Source organism: Marivita sp. (genome assembly GCF_020055635.1).
In the GTDB taxonomy this organism is placed as follows: Bacteria; Pseudomonadota; Alphaproteobacteria; order Rhodobacterales; family Rhodobacteraceae; genus Marivita.
On record NZ_JAIPUT010000012.1, the window covers coordinates 1 to 13,181 of the forward strand.

12 protein-coding genes and 1 pseudogene are annotated in these 13,181 nt (G+C 63.2%); 9 read left to right on the plus strand and 4 right to left on the minus strand.

Annotated elements, in window-relative coordinates:
* Positions 1-628: pseudogene (locus LCF60_RS08110) on the plus strand (hypothetical protein); the annotation flags it as partial.
* A 93-nt stretch (positions 629-721) separates the two neighbouring features.
* Here LCF60_RS08110 and LCF60_RS08115 read toward each other — a convergent pair.
* The 3 genes from LCF60_RS08115 to LCF60_RS08125 form a co-directional block, all read right to left on the minus strand.
* Positions 722-1,699 (minus strand): Gfo/Idh/MocA family oxidoreductase, encoded by a 978-nt coding sequence (locus LCF60_RS08115; RefSeq protein ID WP_292290992.1) that lies wholly within the window; start codon positions 1,697-1,699, stop codon positions 722-724.
* A 174-nt stretch (positions 1,700-1,873) separates the two neighbouring features.
* Positions 1,874-2,644 carry a hypothetical protein gene (locus LCF60_RS08120; protein WP_292290993.1) on the minus strand — a complete coding sequence of 257 codons (771 nt, stop codon included), beginning with the start codon at positions 2,642-2,644 and terminating at the stop codon, positions 1,874-1,876.
* Between the two features lie 260 nt (positions 2,645-2,904).
* On the minus strand, positions 2,905-3,909 hold the full coding sequence (locus LCF60_RS08125) for a GlxA family transcriptional regulator (RefSeq protein WP_292290995.1): 1,005 nt from the start codon (positions 3,907-3,909) through the stop codon (positions 2,905-2,907).
* A 166-nt stretch (positions 3,910-4,075) separates the two neighbouring features.
* On the opposite strand from LCF60_RS08125, the gene LCF60_RS08130 reads away from it, so the two are divergent.
* The 3 genes from LCF60_RS08130 (at position 4,076) to LCF60_RS08140 (ending at position 7,766) form a co-directional block, all read left to right on the plus strand.
* Positions 4,076-5,446 carry a class II 3-deoxy-7-phosphoheptulonate synthase gene (locus tag LCF60_RS08130; protein ID WP_292290997.1) on the plus strand — a complete coding sequence of 457 codons (1,371 nt, stop codon included), beginning with the start codon at positions 4,076-4,078 and terminating at the stop codon, positions 5,444-5,446.
* A 293-nt stretch (positions 5,447-5,739) separates the two neighbouring features.
* Positions 5,740-6,228, plus strand: a complete 489-nt coding sequence (locus LCF60_RS08135) for an NUDIX hydrolase (RefSeq protein ID WP_292290998.1) — start codon at positions 5,740-5,742, stop codon at positions 6,226-6,228.
* A 47-nt stretch (positions 6,229-6,275) separates the two neighbouring features.
* On the plus strand, positions 6,276-7,766 hold the full coding sequence (locus LCF60_RS08140) for an inorganic phosphate transporter (RefSeq protein WP_292291000.1): 1,491 nt from the start codon (positions 6,276-6,278) through the stop codon (positions 7,764-7,766).
* A gap of 24 nt (positions 7,767-7,790) precedes the next feature.
* Here LCF60_RS08140 and LCF60_RS08145 read toward each other — a convergent pair whose 3' ends face one another.
* Entirely contained in the window at positions 7,791-8,366 is a 576-nt protein-coding gene (locus tag LCF60_RS08145; RefSeq protein WP_292291002.1) for a PAS domain-containing protein, read from the minus strand.
* A 189-nt stretch (positions 8,367-8,555) separates the two neighbouring features.
* On the opposite strand from LCF60_RS08145, the gene LCF60_RS08150 reads away from it, so the two are divergent.
* The 5 genes from LCF60_RS08150 (at position 8,556) to rpsB (ending at position 13,115) form a co-directional block, all read left to right on the plus strand.
* Positions 8,556-9,446, plus strand: coding sequence for a YicC/YloC family endoribonuclease (locus tag LCF60_RS08150; RefSeq protein ID WP_292291003.1), 891 nt, complete (start codon positions 8,556-8,558; stop codon positions 9,444-9,446).
* Positions 9,447-9,449: 3 nt separating this feature from the next.
* Entirely contained in the window at positions 9,450-10,091 is a 642-nt protein-coding gene (gene gmk, locus LCF60_RS08155; protein ID WP_292291004.1) for a guanylate kinase, read from the plus strand.
* Entirely contained in the window at positions 10,088-10,609 is a 522-nt protein-coding gene (locus LCF60_RS08160) for a gamma carbonic anhydrase family protein (protein ID WP_292291005.1), read from the plus strand. Before gmk ends, LCF60_RS08160 begins: the two co-directional genes overlap by 4 nt.
* A gap of 91 nt (positions 10,610-10,700) precedes the next feature.
* Positions 10,701-12,002 (plus strand): HupE/UreJ family protein, encoded by a 1,302-nt coding sequence (locus tag LCF60_RS08165; protein WP_292291007.1) that lies wholly within the window; start codon positions 10,701-10,703, stop codon positions 12,000-12,002.
* A gap of 267 nt (positions 12,003-12,269) precedes the next feature.
* On the plus strand, positions 12,270-13,115 hold the full coding sequence (gene rpsB / locus LCF60_RS08170) for a 30S ribosomal protein S2 (RefSeq protein ID WP_292291008.1): 846 nt from the start codon (positions 12,270-12,272) through the stop codon (positions 13,113-13,115).
* Positions 13,116-13,181 lie beyond the last annotated feature (66 nt).

Sequence of the window (13,181 nt, forward strand, 5' to 3'; positions counted from 1 at the left end):
CGACGAAGGCTTCGAGTTCCAGATCGAGGAGTGGCAATATCTCGATGGCGCACATGGCCTCGAGACGATCTCGTGGATGGCCATGTCCGAGGGCACCCATACCCTTGCCTCAGGGCAGATCGTGAGCGCCGGCAGGACCAACCTGGTGAACTATGACGAAGCGGCGGTTTCGCTGACAGGCTTTGAGGAGCCGCCAGCCGTGTTCGGGCAGGTGTCGTCCTATAACGGCGTCCACGCAGTCACCGAACGGATCGACGATGTCACGAGCACAGGCTTCAACGTCCGCATGCAGGAAGAAGAGAACCTTCAGGACGGGCATGTTCCGGAATCCTTCGACTGGATCGCCATGCAGTTCGGGACCACGGACTTGATCGACGTTGCTCTGACCTCCGCGGGGGAACGACGCACCGACATCACGTTCGCCGATCGCGAGAACGTGGCGCTGCTTGCAGACATGCAGACCGAACTGGGCACGAATACCGCGGTCATGCGGTATGACAATCTGACGTCGAACGGCGCGGAGATCTGGGTCGAGGAAGAAAGGTCCTTCGATCAGGAGATCTTCCATCTTCCAGAAGAGGTTGCGGTGCTCACTGCCAGCACCGGGGTCTATGATTTCATCGCATAGCGCCCCCCTCTGACATTCGGTCCGGCGCTCTGGTTCAAGCTTCCAGAGCGCCGGAAATCACAATCCCGCACCTCTGTCGACTGCGTACCAGAGTCATGGCGCGTCGGGGAGAGCAGCGTCGTAGACGGCGTCGACCAGCTTTTGCGTGCCGCGGACATATTCAAGCGGGCAGGGGAAATCGCGCTCTTTGCGGATGGCCTGGTTGAAGGCTTCGACCTGCATCACGTACTGGTTCTCTTCGGGATATCGCCATTGCTGCATCGACTGCTCTGCGTGCAACTCGACCCTGGCTTCGCCAAGGCCAAGCGGGTTGAACGGCACCGGCAAGCGCAGGCTGGCATCCGCCCCTGTCAGCGTCATGTCCTGCCAGAGCGCGCCGCGCATGGACATATATGCGCTCAGCAGAAAGGACGGGAAACGCACCGTGGCCTGAACGGTCGCGTCAACGCCGTTCTCCCAGTCTATGGTGGCGTCTATCACCGTCTCGGGTTCCTGCCCGGTGGCAAGCCGTGCCGCACCCAGAACGTAGGGCCCCAGGTCGCGCAGCGCGCCACCTCCGGGGCGCTGGTTGCGAAAGTCGGTCGGATCGGTCAGCGGTGCGCTGAAACTTGCATCGACGCGGTGCACCGCGCCAACGGCCCCGGACTGGATCAGCTCGCGCAGCTTGGCCCATTGCGGGTGGTGGGCGATCATCCAGGCTTCGGCCAGTTCGACGCCTGTCTCCTGCCGCGCGGCGATGAGCCGGTCGATGTCCTGAAGTTCCAGCGCAATGGGTTTTTCGCACAACACGTGCTTGCCGGCACGCGCGGCCCGGATGGCCCATTCGACGTGAAGATGGTTCGGCAAGGGGATATAGACCGCGTCGATGTCAGGGTCCGAAATAAGCGCGTCATATCCCTGCATTGCCCGGATGTTCGGCGCAAACTGTTGGAGCGGCGCGGCTTTCTCGAGTTCGGAGGATGTCGCGACGGCGGTCAGCGCGCCGCCCCGCGCTGCGTTGATCGCAAAGGCCATCTGGTCCTTGGCGATCTGCGCCACCCCGATGATGCCCCAGCGCACGAAATCTGTCATGGCGTCTCTCCCATTCCACGTTCACGGATCGAACGCAGGCGGGTGCCGATTGGGTCCATCAGGCGGCCGTGCTCTCAAGCGGCCCCATCGAGGTCGCAGAAAAGAACCAAGGCGTTCGGGAACGCCTTGGTCAGATGATGCCAACAGGCCGGCGCCGGATGATCAGACCGCAGGTCAGGTCTTGCGAGACTCGAGCGCCATGCCGATGCCCGCATCCTTGAGGACCGCGTTCACATCTTTGAAGTCGACACCCGATGCGGGCAGCGCCGCCAGCATCATCGCCAGGTCGCGCTCGTCGAAATCGAAATTGTCGATCTCGCCGATCTCCTTCAACTGCGTGGCGATCAGGCCGGGATTGAAGAAGAAGCCGGTCTCCGGCTCGATCTCGGCGAGGGCAGCGCCCGATCCGGTCGGCAGGCTGGACTGCGTCTGGTCGTTGATGACGCCGGTCGAGTCCAGGTAGGTCGCCCGGTTCTGCGGCGTGAGCAGGACGCGCGCGGGGCGGTCAAGCTGCGGTTCCACCGAAAGCCCGCCCGGGAACGAGAACCTGAAGTTCGGCGGGAGGCGCAACCGAACGTATCCGCGGGCCTCGAAATTCGCCGGGGTGACGGCGACGGGGAAGGGATCGCTGGGAAGCAGGGCGATCTTGGCCGTCTCGTTGGGCGCGATCACCACGGTAGGGCTGAGGGTAAAGCTCGACGATGTCAGGCTGCCCAGCAGCGAGGCCGCCGTGTTGTTCGAATTCGCCGTGTCGATGAACGCGGTCGTGTTGTTGAACAGGCTGCGGTCGGGATCGCTCACCGACGAGGTGACGAAACTGAGCGAAAAACGCAGGGGCACGTCTTCGAGGTTGGTGATGTTGAGAAAATAACCCTGAAGCACGGTATCCGCCGCGCCGACAGGAGATTGGGGTTTGTAGATCAACTCAAAGGACGAAACTTCCATGGTAATTTCTCCGTAAAATGCAGGGTTGAAAAAAGCCGCGCTGAAAGAACGTTTGGCGCATCTCGACGATATCACAGATCGTAAATGGCCGAAGAAATGGATGCCACGCCCGCCCGAAAACGGCGAAGTCTTGCTGTAGTGAAAACGGTGTGAATCTACCCCTCGGCGACCCTGGAAACCATGCTCGAAACCAGGCGCAAACGGGGCACCGCCCGGTCTATGCCGTCAGGTCCGAATGGCGCACGCGAGGGTACCCGTTTTCACACCGACAGCCGCGAGGCGTGAGCGCCGCGTTCACGGTAGGGCGTGGTTTCGTAATGCGCGCGGTAGCATTTCGAGAAATGCGATGGCGAGGCAAAGCCGCAGGCCAGCGCCACGTTGATCACGCTCATGTCGGTCTGCATCAGCAGGTTGCGGGCCTTTTGCAGGCGCAGTTCCATGTAGTATCGCTTCGGGCTGCGGCTCAGGTAGCGCCGGAACAGGCGCTCGAGCTGGCGCGTCGACATTCCGACCTGCTGGGCAAGAATCGACGGGCTGATCGGTTCCTCGATATTCTGCTCCATCATCTGGATCACCTTGGACAGCTTGGGATGGCGCACGCCGATGCGCGTCGGCACCGACAGGCGCTGGGTGTCCTGATCGGTGCGGATCGAGTTGTAGATCAGCTGATCGGCCACCGCGCCGGCCAGTTCCTCGCCGTGATCGTCGGCGATGATCTTGAGCATCAGGTCAACCGATGCGGTGCCGCCGGCGGTGGTGATGCGACTGCCGTCGACCACGAAGATCGACTTGGTCAGGTGCACCTCGGGAAATTCCTCGGAAAAGCTGTCCTGGTTCTCCCAGTGGATCGTCGCGCGCTTGCCGTCCAGAAGGCCCGCCGTGGCCAGCGTGTAGGCCGCGGTGCACAGCCCGCCGATGGCCAGCCCGCGGCGCGCCTCGCGGCGCAGCCAGTTGATCACGCGTTTCGTCGTCGCCTTCTGAACGTCGATGCCGCCGCACATCAGCACGATGTCATCGCGGTTCAGTTCGGACAAATCGCCATCGACGCGGAAGGCGACACCGGCCGAACAGGTCACTTCCTCGCCACCCTCGGCGATGATCGTCCAGTCATACAGCTTGCGATTGGCCATGCGATTGGCGATGCGCAGCGATTCCACCGCGGCGGCAAAGCAAAGCATGGTAAATTCCGGCATCAACACGAAGACGAACCGGCGCGGCCGGCTCGGGACGTGGTCGAGTTCTACGGTCTGGCGTGTAGGCAACATAAAGTCAGGGCTTTCCAAGTGCATTTCGGCACGTTGCCGGCCAAAAGGTCAGAAGATGGGGCCCGGGTCAAGGTTCCGCGGCCAATTCGTCACTGGTCAGCGTAAAGTGAATTCGCTATAGCAGGGCCGCTAACGCTAACTTACCTGGATGACCGGAGTAGAGACAATGACCGAGTGGCAAAAATCAGGCTGGCGCGCGAAACCGCGGGTGCAGATGCCTGACTATACGGATACCGCAAAGCTGGAGGCCGTCGAAGCCCAGCTTTCCAAATATCCGCCGCTGGTTTTTGCCGGCGAGGCGCGCAAGCTCAAGAAGGAACTGGGGGCCGCATCGCGTGGCGAGGCGTTCCTGCTTCAGGGCGGCGATTGCGCCGAGGCGTTCGACCAGTTCAGCGCAAACGGCATCCGCGACACGTTCAAGGTGATGTTGCAGATGGCGATGGTGCTGACCTTCGGCGCCAAGGTTCCGGTGGTCAAGGTGGGGCGCATGGCCGGCCAGTTCGCCAAGCCGCGCAGCGCACCGACCGAAGTGGTGAACGGCGTGGAGCTGCCCAGCTACCGCGGCGACATCATCAACGATCTGCCCTTCACACCCGAAGCGCGCATCCCCGACCCGGCCAAGATGCTTCAGGCCTACACGCAGGCGGCGGCCACGCTGAACCTGCTGCGGGCGTTCTCGACCGGCGGCTATGCCGATGTGCACCAGGTGCACCAATGGACGCTGGGCTTTACCGACCGCGAGGAATCCGAAAAGTACCGCGACATGGCGAACCGGATCAGCGACACGCTGGATTTCATCAAGGCCGCCGGTGTCGACAGCGACCGCGCGCACACGTTGCAGACGGTGGATTTCTACACCAGCCATGAATCGCTGCTGCTGGAATACGAAGAGGCGCTGACCCGTCAGGATTCGACATCCGGCAAGTGGCTGGCGGGCTCGGGTCACATGATCTGGATCGGCGACCGCACGCGGCAGCCCGATGGCGCGCATGTGGAATTCGCGCGCGGCGTGCTGAACCCGGTGGGGCTCAAGTGCGGTCCGACCACGACACCCGAAGACCTCAAGGTGCTGATGGCCAAGCTGAACCCGGAAAACGAAGCGGGCAAGCTGACGCTGATCGCACGGTTCGGCGCGGGCAAGGTGAACGAGCATCTGCCCCGCCTGATCAAGACCGTGGCCGAGGAAGGCGCCAACGTGACCTGGGTCTGCGATCCGATGCATGGCAACACGATCAAGTCATCCACCGGCTACAAGACTCGCCCGTTCGAGGCGGTCCTGCGCGAGGTCAAGGAATTCTTCGCGGTGCACAATGCCGAAGGCACGGTCCCCGGCGGTGTGCATTTCGAGATGACCGGGCAGGATGTGACCGAATGCACCGGAGGTGTCCGGGCGGTGAGCGAGGAAAACCTGAGCGACCGCTACCACACGGCGTGCGACCCGCGTCTCAACGCCTCCCAATCGCTGGAACTGGCGTTCCTCGTGGCCGAAGAGTTGACCGCGCGGCGCGAGGCGCAGCTGGCCGCAAAGGCGGGCTGATCCGATCTGGAACAATGTGCAGGGGGCGGGCCAGCGGTCCGCCCTTTGTCGTTTGTGGTACGGTCGTCCGAACAGCCCCGGAACTCCTCGGAACTTTGTGGGTCGAATACGCGTATCTTCTTGGCAAGCTGCGGTTTTCGGACTGAGCCGACGTGAGGCGTTGCGGACTGATCGCCACGCCGAACGCGTCCGAAACGACCCATGGGACGGGTCGTCAATGGACCGCCGCTTGTGGGCTGATTTGTAACTTTCGGCTGCACATAATAAGATACAAAAAAAAGAGCGGTAAAATCATGAACATGATGCTTCAGAAAGCATGGCAGGAGTTTCTGTACCCGATGCTGCAAAGGCCCAAGGCATTGCAGCTTGCGGCGCTGTGCCATCGTGGCCACGGGGATGCGCGTGAATACCTGCTGATCACCAGCCGGGAAACGAAACGCTGGATCATTCCCAAGGGCTGGCCGATCCGGGGTCTCAAGTCCAACGAGACCGCGTTGCAGGAAGCCTGGGAAGAGGCCGGCGTGCGCGAAGGCAAGGTGAGTGCCCAACCGATCGGCAGCTACACCTACCAGAAGCGGCAGGACACGGGCTGGGCCTATCCCATCGAAACACTGGTCTATGCGGTGGCCGTCACGGATATGGCCCAAACATATCCCGAAAAGGCAGAGCGGACCCGCACCTGGGTTACCGCCGAGGCTGCGGCGGACATGGTGGACGAAGAGGAATTGCAGTTGATTTTCGCCAGCCAGAAAGAATTCGCGGGCGTGCCGATCCGCGATTGATCTGCCTGTCAGGGGGCTTTAAGGGCCCCGCCACACCAGGGGGCGGTATGACAGACCACCACGGCGATCCACGCCATCTCGAAACACTGGATCGCGATCTTGAGCGGTTTTCCAAACTGGAAGGGGCCACGGCCTATATCGCACGGCCCATGGTCGGGCCGGGGATTTCGCTTGTCTTCGTCGTGCTTGCGGGCCTTGCGGCGCTGGTGCTGTTCGGCCAGACGAACAATGCGCTGATCGTCGTCGTCGCGGCCTGTCTCGGGGCTTACATGGCGCTCAATATCGGGGCCAATGACGTTGCCAACAACATGGGCCCGGCGGTCGGAGCGAACGCCCTGACGATGGGCGGAGCGATCGCCATTGCCGTAGTATTCGAAAGCGCCGGCGCGCTGATCGCGGGCGGCGATGTGGTCTCGACGATCGCAAAGGGCATCATCGCGCCCGAAAGCATGGGCAACGCGGCAACCTTCATCTGGGCGATGATGGCCGCACTCTTGTCTGCGGCGCTTTGGGTGAACCTGGCCACATGGGTCGGCGCGCCCGTGTCGACCACGCATTCGGTGGTCGGCGGCGTCATGGGCGCGGGCATCTCAGCCGCCGGGTTCGCCGCCGTGAACTGGCCCACGATGAGCGCCATCGCCGCCAGTTGGGTGATCTCCCCGGTTCTGGGTGGGGTCATCGCGGCGCTGTTCCTTTGGCTGATCAAGTCGCGGATCATCTATCGCGACGACAAGATCGCTGCCGCGCGCGTCTGGGTGCCGATCCTGGTCGCCATCATGGCCGGAGCGTTTACTGCCTACCTGGCCTTGAAGGGCCTCAAAAGGCTGATCAGCATCGACCTGTCCATGGCATTGCTGCTCGGGGTTGCGGTGGCTGCCGTCGTCTGGATCGTGATGATCCCGCTCATCCGCAAGCAATCCGAAGGGCTGGAGAACCGCAACAAGTCCCTCAAGGTGCTGTTCGGTGTCCCGCTGGTCGTTTCGGCCGCCCTTCTGAGCTTTGCCCATGGCGCCAACGACGTCGCCAACGCGGTCGGGCCGCTGGCAGCGATCGTGCAAGCCTCGCAATCGGGCAATTTCACCGAAGCCGTCAGTATTCCCTTCTGGGTCATGGTGATCGGGGCCTTCGGGATTTCCTTCGGCCTGTTCCTGTTCGGCCCCAAGCTGATCCGGATGGTGGGCAACCAGATCACGAAGCTCAATCCGATGCGGGCCTATTGCGTCGCGCTGTCGGCGGCGATCACCGTGATCGTGGCCAGTTGGCTGGGCCTGCCGGTCAGTTCGACCCATATCGCGGTGGGCGGCGTGTTCGGCGTCGGGTTCTTCCGGGAATGGGACGCGGAGAGGCGCATTCGCAAGGCCCGGCTCAAGATGCCCGACCGACCGGCATTCGCCCCCGAGGAACGGCGGCGCCGGAAGCTGGTCCGCCGGTCGCATTTCATGACGATCATCGCGGCGTGGATCATCACGGTTCCCGCCGCCGCCGCCTTGTCAGCGGTGATCTTCTACGTGATCGCCAGTTTTGCCGGCACGGTGTGATCCGGGCCATGCCCTGACCACATCTCAGCCATTGTCCACCACAAGCCGCAAGGCCGGACCGCGAAGGGCCGGGGCAGGGCGCGGTCTTTGCGGCGTCGCGCCATGGCGTATGTGGTCGATGTTGTAGCGACGGGGCGCGGGACCCGCATCACCCCCAACGATCAGCCCGCCAAGCACCTGCGTCACCTGTCCCTGGTCATCGACCAGCGGATAAAGCACCATGCGGCCGGTGGCGCCTGCCTGCGGTGCGCTCAACGTCAGGTCCGCGGGACAGCCGCCCGTGATCACCTGTGCCAGCGCGGCCTGAAACCTTGGCCGCACGCGGGGGCCAAAAAACACCGACAGGGGCAGCCCCCGCAGGTCGCCTCCGACAACGCTGGACACCGCGCCGCCCGCGACGCGCAACCGGGCGTGGGGTTTTCCGACGCAGTCCGCCATGAACGCATATTCCAGCGCATCCTGGAACGCCTTGGGATCGACCGCGGACCAATGCGGAACACCGCCCCGTAGCGCTAGCCCGTGCCAATAGGCGTCCAGCAATTGCAGCGCGCGATGCCCGTGCAGCCGCAGCGTTTCCCGTGTCAGCGATATGCATTGCATCTCGTCCACTCCCATCCGTACCACCCAAGCGGTTGGTACCACATTTTCGCCGCATTCCTGCCCCGGATCTTACCAAATGGTTAACCCGGCGCTTGCCGAATGATGCGCGAAGACTGTGGGCGGCCCGGCTTGCATCGTTTCCCCGCACAGCGTAACCCACGGACAACGCAGGGGACGGAGGGTGACGACATGCGGCAATCCATGACCGGCTTCGCCTCGGGGCAGGGAGAGGCGCTTGGCCTGGGCTGGTCCTGGGACCTGCGCAGCGTAAACGCGCGTGGCCTGGATATCCGGGTCCGGGTGCCGGACTGGATCGACGGCCTGGAACAGGCGTTGCGGACGCGGATCACCAAAACCCTGGCGCGGGGCAGCGTGACGGTATCGCTGCGCCTCGCGTCGAACGGCGCCGACGCGGCGCAGGATCTCAACGAGGCCCAGCTTGACCGGGTGCTGCGCGCGATGCTCAGGATCGAATCCGAGGCGATGATGCGCGGGCTGTCCCTGACCGCGTCCTCCGCGGCGGATCTGATCGCCCTGCGCGGTGTCATGGATGTGCCGCAGCAGCAATCCGACCCGGCTGCGGTGCGCGCGACGCTGCTGACCGATTTCGAACCGGTTCTGGCGAGCTTCGTGGCTTCGCGGCGCAGCGAAGGCGCGGCCCTGGTCGATGTGCTGACCAGCCAGCTGGACCAGATCACCGACCTGGTGACACAGTCTGCCAAGGTGGCCGAGACCCGCAAGGACGAACAGGCCGAGCGGATGCGCGCCGCACTGGCGCGGGTGATGGAGACACAGGACAGCGTCGATGAACAGCGTGTTGCGCAGGAACTGGCGCTGATCGCGGTCAAGGCCGACGTGACCGAGGAGATCGACCGGCTGCGCGCGCATGTCGAAGCCGCGCGCGCGCTCTTGCAGACCGAGGGCGCGGTGGGCCGCAAGCTCGATTTCCTGATGCAGGAATTCAACCGCGAGGCCAATACCCTGTGTTCAAAGGCGCAATCCGCGCCTCTGACGGCGGTGGGACTCGAGTTGAAATCGGTGATCGAACAGATGCGCGAGCAGGTTCAGAATGTGGAGTGAGACATGATCAACCGCCGCGGATTGCTGATCATCCTGTCATCGCCCTCGGGCGCGGGCAAATCGACCCTGTCGCGGCGCCTGCTGGACTGGGATGACAGTCTGAGCTTTTCGGTCTCGGCCACCACCCGCGCTCCGCGCCCCGGAGAGGTGGACGGCGAGCATTACCATTTCCTTGGCGAAGACAGCTTCAAGCGGGACGTGAACAACGGCGACATGCTTGAACACGCGCATGTCTTCGGCAATTTCTACGGCAGCCCCCGCGCCCCGGTGCAGGACGCCATCGACACGGGACATGACGTGCTCTTCGACATCGACTGGCAGGGCGCGCAGCAGATCGTCAATTCGTCGCTGGGGCCGCACACGCTGTCGATCTTCATCCTGCCGCCGTCGATTGCCGAACTGCGCCGCCGCCTGGAGGAGCGCGGACAGGACAGCGCCGACACGATCGGCAAGCGGATGCTGAAAAGCTGGGACGAGATCAGCCATTGGGGCAGCTACGATTTCGTGCTGGTCAATGACGATCTGGATGCAACGTTCGACAATCTGAAAACCATCGTGACCGCGACGCGGCTGCGCCGCCTGCAGCAACCGGGCCTCATGGATCACGTGCGCAAGCTGCAACAGGAATTCGAGGAACTGACATGACGCTCTACGCTCTGGACGGCACGGCCCCCGAACTGGCCAAGGATACATGGATCGCCCCGGATGCCAATCTCATCGGCCGGGTGGTGATCGAAGACGCCGCCAGCGTCTGGTTCTGTTCGACCCTGCGCGGAGACAACGAGACGGTCACCGTCGGCGCGGGCAGCAATATCCAGGAAAACTGCGTGCTGCACACCGACATGGGCTATCCGCTGACCATCGGGCAGGGCTGCACCATCGGTCACAAGGTGATGCTGCATGGCTGCACGATCGGCGACAATTCCCTGATCGGCATGGGGGCCACGGTGCTGAACGGCGCGAAGATCGGTCGCAACTGCCTGATCGGGGCAGGGGCATTGATCACCGAAGGCAAGGAGATCCCGGATGGATCGCTTGTCATGGGGGTCCCGGGCAAGGTGGTGCGGAGCTTGGACGACGCGGCTATCGACGGGCTGCGCAAGAGCGCGCTTGGCTACCAGGCCAACATGCGCCGATTTCGGGATGGCATGACGGCGCTGTAATCAAACGGCGCCGCGCAACTGAATTTGATCCGATGCTTGATTTCGGGCGCGGTCACATCAGTCTTGAACAGAGTTTGAAAGAGGTAGCGCGATGAAAGCGATCTGGATCGGCCTGTGTTTGATGGTGGCGGCGACATGTGCCAGCGCGCATGAGGTGCGCCCGGCCATCGGCGATCTCGAAGTGGTGGACGGGCAGGTCGAACTGACGGTCACGCTGAACGGCGAGGCTCTTGCCGCCGAGGTCAGTCTCGATGGCATCGACGACACCAACGCGCTTGCCGACTCGGACGAACTTGACCGCCTGCGCGCGCTGGAACCGGAGGCGCTCCGATCCGAACTCGAACCGCGCATGTCGGGCTTTGTCGACAGCCTGGATGTGACGGCGGGCGGTGACAGTGTGGACCTGACGGTCACCGGGATCGACGTCGCCGAACTGGGCAACACCGACCTGCCGCGCGACACGGTGCTGACCCTGAACGGCCCGCTGCCCGCAGGCGCCGAAACGATCAGCCTGACCTGGCCCGCGGCCTATGGCGCGCTGGTTCTGCGGCAGCAGGGGGTAGACGACCCGTATACCGGCTATCTCGAAGGCGGCCAGAGCAGCGACGCCATCCAGCTTGGCGGCGGCGACGAAGCCGGTGGCTGGGCGACCCTGGCCACCTATATCCCGGTGGGCTTCGACCACATTCTGCCCAAAGGGCTGGACCATATCCTCTTCGTGCTCGGGCTGTTCTTCCTGTCCACCCGCTTTGCCCCGCTGCTGTGGCAGGTGACGTCCTTCACGCTGGCTCATACCGTAACACTGGCGATGGCGGTTCTCGGCATCGTGACGGTGCCGGCAAGCATCGTCGAGCCGCTGATTGCCGCCTCCATCGTCTATGTCGCGGTGGAAAACATCGTGTCGGACAAGCTGCACCGATGGCGGCCCGTCGTGATCTTCGGCTTCGGCCTGTTGCACGGGCTGGGCTTTGCCTCGGTGCTCGGCGAATTCGGCCTGCCGGAGGGGCAGGTGATCCCGGCGTTGATCGGGTTCAACATCGGCGTCGAGTTCGGACAGCTTACCGTCATTGCGATCGCGTTCATCCTTGTGTGGTACGCCATCCGCGTCGATCGGGGCGAGGCGAATGTCGCCCCGGCCCAAGGCCTCTACGGCGTGCTTGCCGTGGTCTTCGTCGCCTTGGGCTTTGCCCTGAACACGGCCACATTCCAGGAGGTCATGGGCGCGTCGGCGATGGTGTTCTTCTGGCCGTTGGCCGCGCTGTCGGTGCTTTGCGCGGTATCGGCCACGCTGGTCGATCACCTGGACGCCTACCGCCGGATCGTGGCGGTTCCGGCTTCGGCGGCGATTGCCCTGGTGGGTGCCTATTGGTTCGTGGAACGGGTATTCCTGTAGCGTCGGCAAGCCCGTTCGAACGGGCTTGGTCCCGCGATTTTCGAAAATCGCGCAAAATCGCTTTGAAAGCGATTTGAACAAGGTGCTTCGAAGCACCTTGGCGCTTTCGCGTTCAAGGGCTTGCACAGGCGTCGATGCGCCGTTATACGCGCGCCACTGACACCACAGGTGGGGTCGGGCCTTTGGGGGAGACATCCCTGAACGTCCACCGGTTGGCCAGATGGCTGATACCCCCGCCCTAGGATTGAAACCGGAAAGGAAACGACAATGGCTCTTCCAGAGTTCACATTGCGCCAGCTGCTTGAAGCCGGCGTGCACTTCGGCCACCAGACGCAGCGTTGGAACCCCCGCATGGGCGAGTTCATCTATGGCGCGCGCAACGGCATCCACATCATGGACCTCACGCAGACCGTTCCGATGCTCGACGCGGCATTGAACGTGATCCGCGAGACCGTCGCCAAGAACGGCCGCATCCTGTTCGTCGGCACCAAGCGCCAGGCCCAGCAGCCGATCGCCGACGCCGCCGACAAATGCGCACAGTATTACATGAACCACCGCTGGCTCGGCGGCACGCTGACCAACTGGCAGACCGTGTCCAAGTCGATCCAGCGCCTCAAGAACATCGATGAGCAGATGGAATCCGGCGCCGAGGGCCTGACCAAGAAAGAACGTCTTGGCATGGAGCGCGAGCAGGGCAAACTGCAGGCTTCGCTGGGCGGTATCCGCGAAATGGGCGGCGTGCCGGATCTGCTGTTCGTCATCGACGTCAAGAAAGAAGCGCTGGCCGTGGCCGAAGCCAACAAGCTGGGCATTCCGGTCGTGGCCGTGGTCGACACCAACTGTTCGCCCGACGGTGTCGATTACATCATCCCCGGCAACGATGACGCGGCCCGCGCCATCAGCCTCTATTGCGACCTGGTCTCGCGTGCCGCACTTGACGGCATGACCGCCCAGATGGGTGCGGCCGGTGTCGACCTTGGGGCGCTCGAAGACGCGCCTGTCGAAGAGGCGGTGTCTTCGGACATGCCGATCGGCGGAGCGTCGGACAAGGCGGTCGAAGAGGTCAACATGGCAAAAGACGCGCCGTACGAGCTCGAGAACAAGGAAGGCTGAGCCTTCATTTTAATGTGATGCGGGGCGGGCATATCTGCCTCGCAAACCGACACAGATTTGAGGAGA